We start from the raw sequence: 14,994 nt of genomic DNA on the forward strand, positions 1-14,994 counted from the left end.
TAGTTGAATAAGAATGTATGTTCGTATATAATAGAATTATAGCAAATTAACTTCCTATTTCACTCTTCACCTCATAGATCCATGATGGATTCCCCCACTTATGTATTTTATTACCTGTTGTTATGCCTTCCGGGCCTTATATAATCGAATTAGATGATGTCAGGATGTTAAATGGTAGAAACTGAGTTTATTCTGGCTTAGTCATATTCACAAGGTCGTGGATTCTTGATAACTAATGCTTGGTTTTCGTTTGGTATATGGATTGAACGTTGCAAGTGGTTGGTGTATAAATTCTAAGCTGTTCTGTTTTAGAATTTTTGAGCCAAGCCGGAGCTATAAACGACGTTTAAAGTTTGGCATTTTCCATCACAGTTTCCAGACATATAAGAAGTGGCAGGCGCCATCGGAATTGACCTCAAGAATATGCATCATTTAGGACGACTCGATAGAAAACTGAGGGTCTGTCGGTATACCGTTTCTTTATGGACGATATACACACCAGTGTAATCAGGATAAATCGGGAAGTGGCGTAGTACACATTTAACCATTTCTTGGGTGTAGGGAGGAAAGCTTTGAATGGAAGTTATTTGGTTTATGGTGTTTTCAACATTTGAAACACTGGCGATTTATTCACTAATCATGTCATTGCTTAGATTTAAGACAACAGAGTACATATGGCAGGCGTTGATTGTCATGATACTTGCCAACTTACAAAGCTTCATTATGCGCAACGAGCTGCAATTGGATTTTCTCGCCCCTCTCATTACCGTGCTGATCTTCGTTTTCTTATTTTCTGCCATTATTAAGATTCCAGTTATCTGGTCGGCGATATGTACCATTATTGGATACATGCTTTATGCGTTGGTACAGACGGCCTATTTGACAACGATATTCGGATCGATTGACTCCATTCAGACCGATCATGCCAATGGTTATATTCTTCAAATCCTGTCAGGAGCGACAGGACTATTGATATCCTATATTATGTACAGATTTGGTATTGGGTTTAAGTATGATCTGGAAAAGCTGCGGATTAAATTTGAACATGTTCTACTGATCGCTTTGATTATCGTGGTGCTGATATTAATTGCGATTCTATTTTACCTCAACCGTTTATGGCTGCATCTTCTCTTCTTTGGAATAACATTTGGAATCTTCTTGTATTATGCCATCAATACAGAGGAGCGGGATTCTTATGATCATAGAAGGAATATCAAAGCGGATAGCGGAGGGGATCAAACGCCAGGTACCCGACCATAAGTCCTCTGTTCCTGTTTTGAGCCATGCCATCGCCATCATTTTAAACGTATTGTTTATTGTGGTCTTCACGCTAGTTATCTCTATATTAACGGGTAACGTGAAGCAGGCTGTTTTAGCCTTGATGGGTTTCGCGATATTAAGGCAATTTTCAGGAGGGTATCACCTTAAGACGGGGGCCGGCTGCATTGCATTCACGACAGCATTATTCACCCTGGTATCTTTTGTAGATATTGATACCGAAGGTGTGCTCATCCTTAATGCTCTCAGTCTGTTGCTGGTGATGGTGTTCGCTCCCAGCCGAATCGAGAGGCAGTCCCGAATACCGAAGAAGCATTACGCAAAACTCCGCATGATTAGCAGTCTCATTGTTATGTTTAATTTTGGACTTCAGTCCCCAACATTGGCTGTCATATATTTGGTCCAGGCTATTAGTTTATTACGCTGGAAAGGAGGACAAGCTCATGTTATGGATCCACAGGATTAGACATCGGTTGTTTTCTTTTATCGCATCTGCTCTGACGATGGTAGCCGTATTCGTAGTGAATACAGCAAGTCCCGTATTTGTGTACAGCGGAGAGACACCGGAAGAACTTTTGAAATAAGCCATGACCCTATCCGTAAGGGGACTGAGGTACGTTTTAGTTATGATATAGATAAACGATGTATGAATATGTGGGTTATGGTTTCCGGTACCTTTCTAGGTACCGTTTTTTTATATGGATAAGTAGAAGTTTGGTGTCGTTTGATCTTGCGATGCGTACGTCACTTATGAAAACAAACAAAAGGGGCATTATTTAACACGTTTTTTATATCTACAAGCATTGTGATGTCGTGGGATAGTATCTACTGTTGATGAATTTAGAATTACTGATGCAAGATATTGTTTTTAAGAATGATAACATATTAAATTTACTCACCGATAGCTATTTTAAATTGTGTGTCAGTATTCGACAATTCAGTAATGATATAAAGAAGCAGAAGTAGAGGAACCCTGTCAGCAAAACGCCAGCAGAGGCTTTTCTATGTTTTTGTAAACTGGATTGTATAAGGTTCATTGAAATTATTAAAGCCGTTATCAAGTACTCTAAAATAAATTTTCTCCCCAGGTTTGGCGTTCCAACTAATAGATTCAGGATATCCTCTTCCGTTGCCATTGAGCATATCTATATGGGTCCCTTCACCGTCTGCTTTCATCTTAATAACTCCACGCACTATATCGAAATTGGCAGGTGGCGTTACCATAACAGTGTATGTTAGCGTGTGTGAAATATCAAGATGTAAAAGAATATCAGTTATCAGTTGGCCAACCTTGATCTAACCGTAACATACACCTAACACCGAGTATATAGTGATTTTGGATTACATTGGGATATTATGAACAATAATGGATGTTTCGATTTGTTGATCTACAGATCTATATGTCGAAGTGTGTTAGATTTTGTAAGATCAATCGAGATTTGATCTTTATAATATAGAACAAGCAAAACCCTACCAGCATAATGCTGGCAGGGTGCCATTTTTGTTGATCCAAAATAAAGAATTTTTATACTTGTATTTCAAACCGATTCATTTATCGTTGTGATACTGAGCACAGTGTTTCCAATTAGGTTATCACGGCGGTTGGAATTTTTTACCCTGGTCAGGAGGTGAAATTGTTAGAGATTATTCAGGATGGAAAATCGAGGAAATTAGAAGTTTGTTCGTGCTGATAAACAAACCCAGGAGTAGAAGAGATAGGTGGAAAATAGAAACCAGAAACATAAAAAAATATATGGTATTTTTAGCCTCCTTAGCTGATAATTATGATTGTGAACAAACATCAGCTAGGGGGCAATTACTATCAGTAAAGAACAAACGGTAGGAAGTCGGATACAGTTATCGCATAAAAGCAATAACTACAACATCATGCGGTTTTTGGCAGCTGTCTTAGTGATTTTTTCTCATGCTTATCCTCTGACTGCTCATAACGGCGAGTTGTTTTCAAAATTATCGAATGGACAGTGGGATTTAGGATCAATGGCTGTAGCCATATTTTTTACTATCAGCGGCTTTCTAGTAACTCAAAGCTTCGACAAGTCAAATAACTTTTGGACCTTTACTAAATCTAGAGTATTGCGTATTTACCCTGGGTTAATTGCAGCTACGTTTTTTTGTGCTTTTGTTGTTGGTCCCATAGTAACTACTCTGTCTATGAAAGATTATTTAGGCGACGAAAGAACATATGAATACTTAAAAGTGGTTTTCATGTTTCCGATGCATTGGACATTGCCAGGTGTTTTTGAAGATACATTCTCATTTAATAACTCTATTAATGGGTCGTTATGGACAATCCCTTACGAAATTTTGTGTTATGCAATTGTCGCAGTAATCGGAATATTTGGCGCCTTAAAAAGAAAAGAAATTCTTCTGTTTTTATTTGTCTTTTCAATTTACGGTAGACTTTTTTTAAGATCGTATGTCCCAGAAAACATAAGTTGGGTTTATCTCCCATCACTCATTGACTTGTTTCCCTTTTTTGCAAGCGGTATGTTGGTATATTCATATAGGGATAAGATACCATTAAATAAATGGTATGCACTCATATCGTTGGTGTTAATTATCACTAGCATTAAGTTTGGTGGTTTGATCGATGTGTTTACTGTTTGTGGTGGATATCTGATATTTTATCTTTCATACCATAATAAAATTAGATTCCATAATTTTGGGAAGCGCGGTGATTTATCTTATGGTATATACATTTACGCATTTCCTGTACAACAAACAGTAACTTATCTTTGGGGTGCTGGGATACCAGTGATTGCAAACATATTAATTAGTATCCCTGTTGTCCTCGGGCTTGCATTCTTGTCGTGGCATTTTATTGAAAAGCCAGCGATGAAGTTAAAGAATTGGAGTTTTAAAAGCAAGGTAACAAAAGAGGGTTCTGTAGTTGTTTCAAAAGCAAAAACTTTACAGTGAGATTAACCTAAACGTAAGCAGGTCATATGTGGCCTGCTTTTTTTATATGCGTAATAATTTGTTCTATTTAGAGAGAATGGGGGAAAGGGTATGGACGGTGTACAGTCCGAAATGCTAAAAAATCACCAGAGTAGAAACGAAGGTGGACAACATGGATGGAAAATTAGGCAGAGCGATTAATGCTAACGAAACATCAGCAGAAGCACTGGCCTCTGCTAGGTCAGCTCACCATAGATTGAACAAAATTGAGGATGGTAAAAATGGTCTGGCGTACAATGCTCGGTCTACAGCTAATTTTATTGTATCGACATATGTTCAGGTGTTTTCAGATTCGCTTCTATATAACAACAATCGCGTTCATATGCAGCTATAACCAACTGCAATAATATATCGTTCGACATACATACAATCTTCAGCCGATATAGCTTCTAAAAAACTCATTTTACCTACCCTCACTTAATTTTTAGAGCTAATAGTTGCGAATGAAAAAGAAAAGAGCCCTTGCTACGCAAGGGCTCTAGGCTATGATCTGTAGTGGGCTCGAACCACTGACCCCTACCCTGTCAAGATAGTGCTCTCCCAGCTGAGCTAACAGATCATGAAATATTTAAAAAGGTAATTCATATATTACCAGCAGACCATGTGGCTGTCAATGGTTTTCTCGTTATAAAAAATCACATTCCGGTTCAGACTAAATACAGCATGATTTTGCCAATGGAGGAGCGTGAATGGCATGGCAGGTGGGAAATCCCATTATTTCAAACGAGCCGGACTGGTGCTCTCGTTGCTGGGGGTATCTGTACTGGGGAGCGGTTGCAGTATCCCGGAGAGAACGTCGGTGCAGTTGGAGCCGCTGCATGGGCCTGCAGCGCCTGTATTGCTCGATGTTTACGGCCGTTCTGTAGATCAGGACGTTTATTCTAACCAGGGAAGCGGGGCACTGGAGCCGGTGCCGCCGATGGATTCGGTAGATACATTACGCGACCTCCAACCATAAAGGGGTCAGTAACGTTTTGTAACAGATTGATCCTATCAATGTCTTTATCTTTTGCTCAACAGTGAGCAGAGCAAACCGTCGGCTCTCAAGCTGACGGTTTGCTGTAAAACGGCCGATGCTATTCCTCATCCCATTTACGGGAATAACCTTTTTTGATCGCCCAAAAAATAGGGTAGATGATGATGGCTGAGATGATAACAGCCCAAAATATCGTGGTTCCCATGCCCATAAAGGCCATGCTCCTTTCAAGAAAACGTTAGCTTATACTATACAGGAAAATGATTATTTTGTATAATATCTCGATCTGCGTTATCACAAGGAATTGATTCTACATAAAGAGGTGTTGAAATGGCAGCAGAAATCATAAATGTATCAACAGAAGAGCAGTTGCAGCAGGCGCTGGATATCCGGAAGGATGTCTTCGTGCTTGAACAGAAGGTTCCGATTGACCTGGAGATTGATGATTACGATCGCCTCGAATCCGATGCGCATCATATCTTGATCAAATCAGAGGGACAGTACGCGGCAACCGGACGCATCACCTATTACAATAAGGATTCCGCCAAAATGCAGCGAATCGCAGTACGTAAGCCATTCCGTTCCAAAGGGATAGGGCGTGTGCTCATGATGGCATTGGAAGCGCAGGCGCGTGAATTGAAACTGCAGTATTCCGTGCTGGATGCGCAGGTGCAAGCGGAGGCATTTTATCGCAAGCTTGGGTATGAAACGATTTCGGACGAGCCGTTTGATGATGCTGGCATTCCCCACGTTCGTATGAAAAAGGAACTGTAGGCTTCTTAACTATAAGGTGCTAATGATCCCATCGTTCTAAAAAGAAAAGACCTCGAGTATCGACTCGAGGTCTTTTTAGGCATGAATTAAAAGTTTGGCAAATTATCCAGGTTGTTGCTGGGATCGCCATCCGCATTGGAACGAAGATGTTCGTCTCCGTCACGTCCACGGAATACGTTCAGGTTTTTAATTTCTTTATTCTTGGCCATCTGTTGAGCTGTCTTGTAGTCAACGACACTACCGTTATCCAGTTTAAGTTCGATGATGTCGCCATCGCCATTTTTACGGACGCCTACGACTTCTTGTTGTGCATTATCCATATGAATCGCCTCCCGGCATTAGTGTTCCCGGGAAACCTCATAAACTATTCATCTATATTGTTCTACAATTCGTACACCCGCTGCTGCTCCACAAATTCCATGATACCGGTCTTGCCAATGAAAGCTTCGACCTCATCGCTGTAATGCATGAGATAGGTGCGTTCCTGAATTTCTTCAGGGAGGCTCAGCAGTTCATCCAGTGTCGTATGAACCTCGCCCGGGCCCTGCAGCTGACATTCGTGCAGAATCACTTCACAATCCCGCTCATTCACCAATTGGTTGAGCAGTATAGGATCGAATACCATGTCAGCACTGTAAAAAATCCGGTCATTCAGATAAAGCGAATAGCTGTCCTTGCCGGGAATATGCTGCGTATGAATCAACTCTACCGAGATCCCTGATGAAATATTGGCCTTTACTCCCGGTTTCAAAGGGCGTACGTCAAATACATCATCCAGGGAGGAGATATGTCCCTGTTGATATAAGCCGCCTTTGAGTGAATGTTCCCATATCGGTTCCACCAGCGATTCAGCAATGTAGAGCGGGAGCTTGCGGTTATATTTCATTTTCATAATAAAGGCAAGCTCCTCAAGTCCGCCTACATGGTCAGCATGAATGTGAGTGATAAGCACGGCATCCAGGTCGTTAAATGTTTTATTTAGCTGATGAAGTGCCATGGGAGCGGTAATGCCGCAGTCGATGAGCAGTGTGAAATTTCCGTCATGGATCAGTGCGTTATTGTTATAGTAGTTCTTGGCAAACGCACTGCCGGTGCCAAGCATTTGCAATTTCAGTGTCAATGGATGAAACCTCCTGATGATTTGATGTGCAGTCCAGTATGCTAATGTATATTTTAACGAATTCCACGTGGATTTACACGGATTATATGATCGAATCGGGGCTGAAATGCAGGATAATTCGTGAGAGGAACAAACCTTAAAGCATGAGGAAAAAATTTTACCACAAAGTGCAAAATTGTCCGCAACTTGTTTTTTGACATGTAGTATACACATATAACAACAAGATGAGCCAATGGAGGGAAATGATTATTATGAAGTGGAAAAAAGTGATGGCATGTATGCTAGTGCTCTCTTTAATGGGTGGCAGCACCCTTTTGTTTGCAGATTCCGTCAATGAGCGTGTCCGTGTCTGGCTGAACGGTCATGAATTGAAGGATGGCGGATATTTAATTGACGGCAAAACCTATGTGCCGGTTCGGGAATTTGACGGGGCTGTAGATTGGAATCCCGCGAATGGACAAGTTCAAGTCATCAAGCCGAACGTGCATATTTTCCTGTTTAAAGGAGATACTGTATTCGGCAACGTGAACAAGGGGAAGCTGAAATTCAATGTTTTTAGCCAGGTAGACAGCTTAAACAACGATATTCATTCCGTGAAAGTAGCGATTGAGGATCCTTCGGGCAATATCAAGGATATTCAATCCGAGGTTGTGAAGGACCGCAAGGATAACTTTTGGTTCCGAACCTATGACTTCACGTACGATTTTAAAACAACAGGTAAGTATTCGGTTGGTTTTTATGTAAAAGTAAAAGCGGATTCGGATTTTGTGAAAATTGCTGAAAAAGTCATTACAACGCTCAACTGATGGGGATAAAACCATTGGCAGAAATTGACCTGAAGAAGCTATCCGTGATACGATACGAAAGTATGATAATTTAACCGAAGTGAGGTTTTTTCAATGAGTGAACACAAACATGAACACGGAGATGCTTGCGGTTGCGGTCATGACCATGACCACGATCACGAACATGAAGAGTTTGTGCTGACATTGACGGATGAAGAAGGAAAAGAAGTAGAGATGGTTCTTGTGGAGACATTTGATGTCGGCGAGAAACTTTACGCGCTTTTGCTTGAACGCGAAAATCCGGAAGCGGACGGCGTCATTCTACGTATGGAAGAAGAGAACGAGGAAATGGTTCTTTACAATATTGAGGACGAAGAAGAATGGAATGAAGTAGAGGCGGTTTACAACGAACTGGTCGCTGCTGCAAACCAGGAATAAGACTCCCAAACAATAAACCCGGTGCGAACCTCTCGCACCGGGTTTATTGTATTTACAGCTGCCATTTTAGAATATAGGGTCTGTTTCCACGATGACTTTCACATTTTGGATGCTGCGGTCTTCAGGACCTTTAACCGGAAGGCCTACCTCGACATGATCGATAATGTAATCGATGTTTTCCTGGGAAATCACTTCGCCCGGAAGCAGAATTGGAATCCCTGGCGGGTAGACATAGATAAATTCGGCAATAATGCGTCCTGCCGATTCCTTGAAAGGCACAACTTCCGTATCTCCGTAAAACGCATCGCGAGGGATAAGCGATAACTGCGGAATTTCTGGTGTCTTCACAACCAGCTCGTTAATCTCATTCACATGCATGTACTGATCCGAAAGCTCGCGGAGCGCTGTCAGCAAAATATCGATGGTCTCCCGATTGTCCCCCGGTGTAATGAGGCACAGAATATTGTACATATCACTGAGCTCCACCTCAATATTGTAGTGATCCCGCAGCCAGTTCTCGGTTTCATATCCTGTAATGCCAAGATGACGTACATGGATCGTCAATTTGGTTGGATCATAGGAGTACGTTGCTTCTCCGCCTAATATTTCTTCACCGAAGCTGTACAAACCTTCGATTTTATTAACTTCATGACGTGCATATTGCGCCAACTCAATCGTCCTTGCAGCCATTTCGCGTCCATGCAGCGCCAAACTGCGGCGTGAAGTATCAAGCGATGCCAGCAGGATATAGGAGGTTGAGGTTGTGGTCAGCATGCTGATGATTGTTTGTACGCGGTAAGGATTGATGTATCCGTTCTTGGTATTCACGTTCAGTACGGAGCTCTGCGTCATCGAGCCGCCGAGTTTGTGAACGCTGGTCGCAGCCATATCGGCTCCGGCTTCCATTGCCGACATCGGAAGGTCTTCATGGAAGTGGATCAATACTCCGTGCGCCTCATCCACGAGAACGGGCACATTGTAGCTGTGAGCCAAATCCACGATTTCCTTCAGATTCGCGCTAACCCCGAAGTAAGTTGGGTTAATGACCAAAACGGCTTTGGCGTCAGGGTGACGTTTTAATGCTTTTCGGACCGAGCTGATGGTGATTCCGTGATCGATACCCACATTGGAATCCTGGGCAGGCGATACGAATACAGGCTTGGCCCCGGTAAAAATGATGGCGGAAAGCACGGATTTATGGACATTGCGCGGTACGATGATTTTATCGCCGGGCGAACATACCGACATGATCATGGTCATGATCGCTCCACTTGTTCCTTGGACACTGAAGTAGGTGTGATCGGCACCGAATGCGTCGGCGGCCAGCTTTTGGGCTTCCTCGATGACGCCCGTAGGCTGATGCAAATCATCCAGCGGCGCAATATTGATCAAATCTATAGAAAAGGCGTTATCCCCTATAAATTCCCGAAATTCGGCATCGGTGCCGAGGCCCTTCTTATGTCCCGGAATGTGAAATTGCACGGGGTTTTTGGCCGCATGTTCTTTAAGTGCGGTGAAGAGCGGTGTACGACTGTGGTCCATGGACGTTGTCACAACCTTTCCTTATGTTTATTTTCTTATGATTTGTTGATTTCTGTTTTTATATAAACAAAATTGAGTATAGCAAAATAGGGGGGGAATGCAAGGAGAATGAACGGCTTTTTTTGCTTTGTCCGGCAACGCTTCAAACTTTAGACATATTACGGAGGAGCAACAAGATCTTCATCGTTCCTTCATTAAAATATCATCCATAAGAAAAACGTCTATCGACGTACTTTCTCAGAAGACAGACCGCGGTTAAAGGTAGTTTTTCTTGCGATTATAGAATTGTTCAGCTTCGCTGAAAATTTATAAATTCTATAATCTTAAAAAAAGAGCTGCATCAGCAGCCCTTTTCATCCACATATCATGCTCATTAAAACGCCATTTTATAAAGCGGCAGCAGCGTCTCAAACGTCTCCTGCACTTTATGCACCAGCTCGTCCCCTTCAAGCTTGACGGCTTCCTCGCGCGGGATGCGCAGTCCGCACATGACTTCAGCCTTTTTCACCTGCTTCAGCTTCTCAATCAGACGCGTGAAATCCTCCTCGCTCATATCCTGATGAGGGGTGCCGGCCGGGTTCATGTGATCCATGGACCAGTAGAAATGTTTAGGCAGCGCCTTCGCTGTTTTCTTCAGCTTGGCTTCCAGGTTGCTGGCAAACACGGTTTTGTTGGGGCTTTCGTAAATAATCGCGAAGATGACAAACAGATGGGTTCCGAACATGCCTACCTCAAAATGAGGCAGTGCTTTATAGCCGCGTTTGCTCGCAGCCCAAGCGACCCAGGTGTCAATGGGAGGATTGACAGTGCGTCTAGCATGCTTGGCCACATGCACAAACATCTCTTCCCCAGCCAATGCGGATACATAGGGGGCGAGCTCAGCCCCTAGCACTTCCAGCTTGGGTCTTACCCGTTCAATGAGAACCTCCATACGGGCTTCAAGCCCGGGAACGGAGAATACGTCGAAATCTTGATCTGTAAATCCGGTAACCGTCATGGATGTGATGGCCTCCCTGTTGTTGATGATATCGTTACTAAACTCGGTTTTTGGATAACTTATTATACCATAAGGCGAACGGACATCACGCATTGCCCAGAAAAGCTTCACCGTATGTTCATGTGGGTTAAAAATAGTCAATAAACCAAGTTACCGTTACATAAGATGGAGTATAAGATATAGATAAGACAACATCAAAACCAGCCATGGGGGAAATCTTCACCGCCGTTTAATGATCGGTAGTAAACCGGAGGAGGGAGTGCCGTGAATAAGAGCGAGGAAGTGGAGTATTGCAACCTGGAGCTCCGGTTTGATCGCCGGCATATCCAGGACCTAATCAAGGAATTGATCCAGGAAGGATATTCGCTTTATTGGAGCGAGAATGATACGCAGTTTGTCATTTCAATCCGAACAGGTCGCAAGCTGGTAAAGCTGCGGTTTCAACGAACAGGAAGCGGTTTTAAACTGGTAGGCGATTATATGATCCGTGATCCCAAACTCGCGGAATGGATGGAGAAATTGATCGAGAATACCCGTGGCCATGCTGTCGTGAAACGTTTCAAGGATCGGCAAATATTGATCGAGAATATTTTGTTCGGTGAGGTCATAAGACTCGTGGAAATATCCGGTTACCGGCAGCGGGTGCTGTTTCAGAAGGGGACGCCGATGACGGAGCAGGAAATGCTGCGGTTGTTTGAATCGGATGTAGGGGAACAGCGATTACTGCTGTCCAGACTGGAAACCGATGATGAGCTTGAGAAGCTCCATGCGGCTCTGCAAGAGGGGGACGAAGACAAAATTTCGGCTTGCAAGCAAAGACTCCGTGAGCTTTCCTTGGAGCTGATGAGACTGGAGTGGTGATGACTTCAACCCGGATACAAGTTTAAAGCACGAACAACACTCCGAAACAGAAGGGGTGTTTTCGCGCGTGTTCTGATTTTGTGACAGGGGTTCACTTGTCAAATGAAAAACGTTAATATAAGATTATTGCAAATCATCTCGGATAGGGATGGGTTGTTTAAAAATATATTGGAGCAAAGGATGGAGAACCAGATGTCAAAACAACAAATCGGTGTGATTGGCCTTGCTGTAATGGGAAAAAACCTGGCCCTGAACATCGAAAGCAAAGGCTTCACCGTTTCCGTATATAACCGCTCTCCGCAAAAAACGGAAGATATGCTGAAGGAAACCGAAGGCAAGCAAGTGAAGGGGACGTTCTCGATCGAAGAATTCGTGGATTCCCTTGAAACTCCTCGTAAAATCCTGATCATGGTACAGGCGGGACAAGCTACGGATGCTACGATTGAACAGCTGATTCCACATTTGGACAAAGGCGATATCATCATCGACGGCGGTAACGCTTATTTCCCTGACACACAGCGCCGCAGCAAAGAACTGGCTGAAAAAGGTTTTAACTTTATCGGCGCTGGGGTTTCCGGCGGCGAAGAGGGCGCGTTGAAAGGTCCATCGATCATGCCTGGCGGACAAGAAAGTGCCTACAAGCTGGTTGAGCCTATTTTGACAGCCATTTCTGCTAAAGTTAACGAAGAGCCTTGCTGTACATATATCGGACCAGACGGTGCCGGCCATTATGTAAAAATGGTTCACAACGGTATCGAATATGGCGATATGCAGCTTATTTGCGAAGCTTACCAGTTGCTGAAGGACGTACTCGGCCTTGACGCGAAGGATCTGCACGGAATCTTCACGGAGTGGAACCAAGGCGAACTTGACAGCTATCTGATCGAGATTACGGCGGACATTTTCTCCAAATATGACGAAGAAACCGGCAAGCCGATGGTTGACGTCATCCTGGATACGGCGGGTCAAAAAGGAACAGGCAAATGGACAAGCCAAAGCTCCTTGGACCTGGGCGTGCCGCTCTCCATGATCACCGAATCCGTGTTCTCCCGTTTCCTTTCCGCGATGAAAGAAGAGCGCGTGGCCGCAAGCAAAATCCTGAATGGTCCAAAAACGGCTGCATTTGACGGCGACAAAGCCGAGTTCATTGAAAATGTACGCAAAGCGCTGTTTGCAAGCAAGATCGTTTCCTACGCTCAAGGGTTCGCACAGCTTCGCGTGGCGTCCGATGAGTACGGCTGGAACCTGCAATACGGCAACCTCGCTAAAATCTGGCGCGGCGGCTGCATTATCCGTTCCCGTTTCCTGCAGAACATCACGGATGCATACGAGAACAATCCTGAGCTCAAGAACCTGCTGCTGGATCCGTTCTTTACCGATATTATTGAATCCTATCAAGATGCATGGCGTAAGGTAGTTGCTTCCGCGGTGTCCCTGGGCATTCCGGTTCCTGGTTTCTCCAGCGCGCTTGCATACTACGATAGCTATCGCACTGCAAACCTGCCAGCGAACCTGCTGCAGGCACAGCGTGACTACTTTGGAGCGCATACGTTTAAACGCGTGGACAAAGAAGGAACCTTCCACTATAACTGGATGGATTAATCCTGCTCTTTCACGTGAGTATGAATACCATCCTCGCTGGATGGATTAATCCTGCTCTTTCACGTGAGTATGAATACCATCCTCGCTGGATGGGTTAATTTCACTCTCGGAGGTAGGACGAATTCCATTCGCCGGGGGAGAGATCAGAGATTCAACCGTGCAGGCTTGAGAAGGGGAGTGTGCCTCCGCCAGCTCAGGAAGTCCGTGCATGGCTTCTAAGAGACAGGTGCGGATGTCGTGGTTCTTGGTATGGATGTGGTTTCCGCTTCCGAGCAGGAGCAGCGCGGCTTCGCAGTAACTGTTGAAATTTTGCAGCAAACGTGGCTTTGAAAGATCCAGCAGTGCAGGATCCTTCAGAGCCACTTTTTTTTGGACAAAATGAAGCACCCAGATCACATCTTCGCGGCATAGCGGGTAGGATGGGTCGAGGATCCGGCGGATGCGCTTGGCAGCGGAAGAGAGACCGGTTGGACGAGAAGACATAATGAATTTCACTCCTTTCTTTTAATCTTGTATTCTTGTAATTAGTATATGACAATAGGGAACCAGATAGACTCGTTAAAATTGGAGCTTTACTTGGGTTACTCGCATTACAACAATTTAGAGAGTCAGGTCCATTGTCGAAAGATTTGGGGCTGTGGTATGATATGAGCAACCTTTACAGTGAAGCAGCAAATGGGGTGTCAAATTGGATAAGATAGGTAGGAACATCATTCTGATCGGGATGATGGGTACGGGCAAGTCAACTGTAGGGCGTCTTCTGGCAGACACGCTCGGCTACACCCTGATTGATCTGGATGCGGAAATTGAGAGGATGGAAGGCAGAACGATTTCCGAGATGTTTGAAGCGGATGGGGAGGCTTATTTCCGTGAGGCTGAATCTGCTGCACTGCGCAGCGTTTTGCAACGGAAAGGCATTGTCGTAGCGTCCGGCGGAGGGGCTGTGCTTCGTTCCGAGAACTGTGACCAAATGAAACGTGGTGGCTGGGTCGCTGCTCTTACAGCCGATGCTGCCAGCATTGTCGAACGGGTACGGGGCGATGCCAATCGACCGCTGCTTGCGGGTGATGTCGAAGATAGAGTTCGGCGTATCCTGGATGAACGAAAGGACAAATACCTGTTTGCGGATGTAATCGTGGATACGGTTGGCCGATCCGCAGGGGAAGTGGCGACTGACATTTTAACGCATTACCGCGGCTAAGATGGTCAGCGAACGGGTTTGGAATGATGATCATGGATTAGTCTCTATGGGGGAATCTGGGGACCGCATTTGGTTTGGAACAAGCAAAAAAGGCGGGGATAACGATCATCCCGCACCTTCCATAAGCTTGTCTATTCTTCATCGTCATGCCACTGAAGCATGCCGCCCTTCATGTTGATTACATTAGTCAAGCCTTGGTGATTCAAAAATTCGCATACATGTTGACTGCGTCCACCGCTGCGGCAGATGAAGACAACCTCTTGATCGCGTGGAATTTCGTCCAGGCGATTCGGAATCTCGCCCATAGGAATATGCTTGGCGCCGCTGATCATGCCGGCGGCAACTTCCTCATCCTCGCGGACATCAATCATGTACACATTTTCGCCGTTTTGAAGCCGGCTTCTAAGCTCCGATGTTTCCATTTGAGGGATCGGTTTCATC

The 14,994-nt window shown here is 44.4% G+C and carries 19 protein-coding genes and 1 tRNA gene; 12 read left to right on the plus strand and 8 right to left on the minus strand.

Annotated features, from left to right (window positions below):
- Positions 1-576 precede the first annotated feature (576 nt).
- The 3 genes from OHJ21_RS01735 to OHJ21_RS01745 are packed head-to-tail and all read left to right on the plus strand — an operon-like array spanning position 577 to position 1,862.
- On the plus strand, positions 577-1,260 hold the full coding sequence (locus OHJ21_RS01735; protein WP_326112392.1) for a hypothetical protein: 684 nt from the start codon (positions 577-579) through the stop codon (positions 1,258-1,260).
- Complete coding sequence (locus OHJ21_RS01740) at positions 1,196-1,744, plus strand: accessory gene regulator ArgB-like protein (protein WP_486019232.1); 549 nt, start codon at positions 1,196-1,198, stop codon at positions 1,742-1,744. Before OHJ21_RS01735 ends, OHJ21_RS01740 begins: the two co-directional genes overlap by 65 nt.
- Positions 1,722-1,862, plus strand: coding sequence for a cyclic lactone autoinducer peptide (locus OHJ21_RS01745; protein WP_098742799.1), 141 nt, complete (start codon positions 1,722-1,724; stop codon positions 1,860-1,862). Before OHJ21_RS01740 ends, OHJ21_RS01745 begins: the two co-directional genes overlap by 23 nt.
- Positions 1,863-2,280: 418 nt before the next feature.
- Here OHJ21_RS01745 and OHJ21_RS01750 read toward each other — a convergent pair whose 3' ends face one another.
- Positions 2,281-2,454, minus strand: coding sequence for a hypothetical protein (locus OHJ21_RS01750; RefSeq protein WP_165789600.1), 174 nt, complete (start codon positions 2,452-2,454; stop codon positions 2,281-2,283).
- A 711-nt stretch (positions 2,455-3,165) separates the two neighbouring features.
- Here OHJ21_RS01750 and OHJ21_RS01755 point away from each other — a divergent pair.
- Together OHJ21_RS01755 and OHJ21_RS01760 are read left to right on the plus strand one after the other, a co-directional pair.
- Positions 3,166-4,218: an acyltransferase family protein gene (locus OHJ21_RS01755; protein ID WP_486019233.1), complete on the plus strand. Its 1,053-nt coding sequence runs from the start codon at positions 3,166-3,168 to the stop codon at positions 4,216-4,218.
- 151 nt (positions 4,219-4,369) lie between these two features.
- On the plus strand, positions 4,370-4,591 hold the full coding sequence (locus OHJ21_RS01760) for a hypothetical protein (protein ID WP_165789588.1): 222 nt from the start codon (positions 4,370-4,372) through the stop codon (positions 4,589-4,591).
- Positions 4,592-4,743: 152 nt separating this feature from the next.
- On the opposite strand, the gene OHJ21_RS01765 is transcribed toward OHJ21_RS01760, so the two are convergent.
- Positions 4,744-4,816 (minus strand) — tRNA-Val (locus tag OHJ21_RS01765).
- A 135-nt stretch (positions 4,817-4,951) separates the two neighbouring features.
- Here OHJ21_RS01765 and OHJ21_RS01770 point away from each other — a divergent pair.
- Together OHJ21_RS01770 and OHJ21_RS01775 are read left to right on the plus strand one after the other, a co-directional pair.
- A complete protein-coding gene (locus OHJ21_RS01770) occupies positions 4,952-5,215 on the plus strand; it encodes a hypothetical protein (protein ID WP_100536065.1) in 264 nt (87 codons plus the stop codon).
- Between the two features lie 348 nt (positions 5,216-5,563).
- Complete coding sequence (locus OHJ21_RS01775; protein WP_090912986.1) at positions 5,564-6,007, plus strand: GNAT family N-acetyltransferase; 444 nt, start codon at positions 5,564-5,566, stop codon at positions 6,005-6,007.
- A gap of 86 nt (positions 6,008-6,093) precedes the next feature.
- Here OHJ21_RS01775 and OHJ21_RS01780 read toward each other — a convergent pair whose 3' ends face one another.
- Together OHJ21_RS01780 and OHJ21_RS01785 are read right to left on the minus strand one after the other, a co-directional pair.
- Positions 6,094-6,327, minus strand: coding sequence for a DUF3892 domain-containing protein (locus OHJ21_RS01780; protein ID WP_100536066.1), 234 nt, complete (start codon positions 6,325-6,327; stop codon positions 6,094-6,096).
- Between the two features lie 62 nt (positions 6,328-6,389).
- Entirely contained in the window at positions 6,390-7,127 is a 738-nt protein-coding gene (locus OHJ21_RS01785) for an MBL fold metallo-hydrolase (protein WP_326112387.1), read from the minus strand.
- 251 nt (positions 7,128-7,378) lie between these two features.
- Between OHJ21_RS01785 and OHJ21_RS01790 the strand changes: the two genes are divergently transcribed.
- Together OHJ21_RS01790 and OHJ21_RS01795 are read left to right on the plus strand one after the other, a co-directional pair.
- Complete coding sequence (locus OHJ21_RS01790; RefSeq protein WP_100539292.1) at positions 7,379-7,933, plus strand: stalk domain-containing protein; 555 nt, start codon at positions 7,379-7,381, stop codon at positions 7,931-7,933.
- 93 nt (positions 7,934-8,026) lie between these two features.
- Complete coding sequence (locus tag OHJ21_RS01795) at positions 8,027-8,350, plus strand: DUF1292 domain-containing protein (protein WP_071223049.1); 324 nt, start codon at positions 8,027-8,029, stop codon at positions 8,348-8,350.
- A 66-nt stretch (positions 8,351-8,416) separates the two neighbouring features.
- Here the strand turns inward: OHJ21_RS01795 and OHJ21_RS01800 are convergent, their stop codons facing one another.
- Together OHJ21_RS01800 and OHJ21_RS01805 are read right to left on the minus strand one after the other, a co-directional pair.
- Entirely contained in the window at positions 8,417-9,892 is a 1,476-nt protein-coding gene (locus tag OHJ21_RS01800) for an aminotransferase class I/II-fold pyridoxal phosphate-dependent enzyme (protein ID WP_100536068.1), read from the minus strand.
- Between the two features lie 373 nt (positions 9,893-10,265).
- Positions 10,266-10,889, minus strand: a complete 624-nt coding sequence (locus tag OHJ21_RS01805; protein ID WP_394057094.1) for a DUF1054 domain-containing protein — start codon at positions 10,887-10,889, stop codon at positions 10,266-10,268.
- Between the two features lie 264 nt (positions 10,890-11,153).
- Here OHJ21_RS01805 and OHJ21_RS01810 point away from each other — a divergent pair, with 264 nt between their 5' ends.
- The gene (locus tag OHJ21_RS01810; protein ID WP_100536070.1) at positions 11,154-11,750 is read left to right on the plus strand and encodes a hypothetical protein; all 597 of its coding nucleotides are present in this window, start codon (positions 11,154-11,156) and stop codon (positions 11,748-11,750) included.
- 192 nt (positions 11,751-11,942) lie between these two features.
- Positions 11,943-13,352: an NADP-dependent phosphogluconate dehydrogenase gene (gndA, locus tag OHJ21_RS01815; protein WP_207797440.1), complete on the plus strand. Its 1,410-nt coding sequence runs from the start codon at positions 11,943-11,945 to the stop codon at positions 13,350-13,352.
- Positions 13,353-13,397: 45 nt separating this feature from the next.
- Here the strand turns inward: gndA and OHJ21_RS01820 are convergent, their stop codons facing one another.
- A complete protein-coding gene (locus OHJ21_RS01820) occupies positions 13,398-13,835 on the minus strand; it encodes a hypothetical protein (protein WP_394057091.1) in 438 nt (145 codons plus the stop codon).
- Between the two features lie 205 nt (positions 13,836-14,040).
- Between OHJ21_RS01820 and OHJ21_RS01825 the strand changes: the two genes are divergently transcribed.
- Complete coding sequence (locus OHJ21_RS01825; protein ID WP_279300438.1) at positions 14,041-14,553, plus strand: shikimate kinase; 513 nt, start codon at positions 14,041-14,043, stop codon at positions 14,551-14,553.
- A gap of 131 nt (positions 14,554-14,684) precedes the next feature.
- Here OHJ21_RS01825 and OHJ21_RS01830 read toward each other — a convergent pair whose 3' ends face one another.
- A complete protein-coding gene (locus OHJ21_RS01830; protein ID WP_174819205.1) occupies positions 14,685-14,993 on the minus strand; it encodes a rhodanese-like domain-containing protein in 309 nt (102 codons plus the stop codon).
- Position 14,994 lies beyond the last annotated feature (1 nt).

Source organism: Virgibacillus sp. LDC1, from assembly GCF_025792345.1.
Taxonomy (GTDB): domain Bacteria; phylum Bacillota; class Bacilli; order Paenibacillales; family Paenibacillaceae; genus Paenibacillus_AQ; species Paenibacillus_AQ lautus.

What these genes read in the sequence shown, in the direction of transcription:
- OHJ21_RS01800 (WP_100536068.1), bottom strand. Translation starts at nt 9,892, where the DNA reads ATGGACCACAGTCGTACACCGCTCTTCACCGCACTTAAAGAACATGCG.
- OHJ21_RS01770 (WP_100536065.1), top strand. Translation starts at nt 4,952, where the DNA reads ATGGCAGGTGGGAAATCCCATTATTTCAAACGAGCCGGACTGGTGCTC.
- OHJ21_RS01740 (WP_486019232.1), top strand. Translation starts at nt 1,196, where the DNA reads ATGATCATAGAAGGAATATCAAAGCGGATAGCGGAGGGGATCAAACGC.
- OHJ21_RS01755 (WP_486019233.1), top strand. Translation starts at nt 3,166, where the DNA reads ATGCGGTTTTTGGCAGCTGTCTTAGTGATTTTTTCTCATGCTTATCCT.
- OHJ21_RS01745 (WP_098742799.1), top strand. Translation starts at nt 1,722, where the DNA reads ATGTTATGGATCCACAGGATTAGACATCGGTTGTTTTCTTTTATCGCA.
- OHJ21_RS01820 (WP_394057091.1), bottom strand. Translation starts at nt 13,835, where the DNA reads ATGTCTTCTCGTCCAACCGGTCTCTCTTCCGCTGCCAAGCGCATCCGC.
- OHJ21_RS01760 (WP_165789588.1), top strand. Translation starts at nt 4,370, where the DNA reads ATGGATGGAAAATTAGGCAGAGCGATTAATGCTAACGAAACATCAGCA.
- OHJ21_RS01775 (WP_090912986.1), top strand. Translation starts at nt 5,564, where the DNA reads ATGGCAGCAGAAATCATAAATGTATCAACAGAAGAGCAGTTGCAGCAG.
- OHJ21_RS01780 (WP_100536066.1), bottom strand. Translation starts at nt 6,327, where the DNA reads ATGGATAATGCACAACAAGAAGTCGTAGGCGTCCGTAAAAATGGCGAT.
- OHJ21_RS01735 (WP_326112392.1), top strand. Translation starts at nt 577, where the DNA reads ATGGAAGTTATTTGGTTTATGGTGTTTTCAACATTTGAAACACTGGCG.
- OHJ21_RS01790 (WP_100539292.1), top strand. Translation starts at nt 7,379, where the DNA reads ATGAAGTGGAAAAAAGTGATGGCATGTATGCTAGTGCTCTCTTTAATG.
- OHJ21_RS01795 (WP_071223049.1), top strand. Translation starts at nt 8,027, where the DNA reads ATGAGTGAACACAAACATGAACACGGAGATGCTTGCGGTTGCGGTCAT.
- OHJ21_RS01750 (WP_165789600.1), bottom strand. Translation starts at nt 2,454, where the DNA reads ATGAAAGCAGACGGTGAAGGGACCCATATAGATATGCTCAATGGCAAC.
- gndA (WP_207797440.1), top strand. Translation starts at nt 11,943, where the DNA reads ATGTCAAAACAACAAATCGGTGTGATTGGCCTTGCTGTAATGGGAAAA.
- OHJ21_RS01830 (WP_174819205.1), bottom strand. Translation starts at nt 14,993, where the DNA reads ATGAAACCGATCCCTCAAATGGAAACATCGGAGCTTAGAAGCCGGCTT.
- OHJ21_RS01805 (WP_394057094.1), bottom strand. Translation starts at nt 10,889, where the DNA reads ATGACGGTTACCGGATTTACAGATCAAGATTTCGACGTATTCTCCGTT.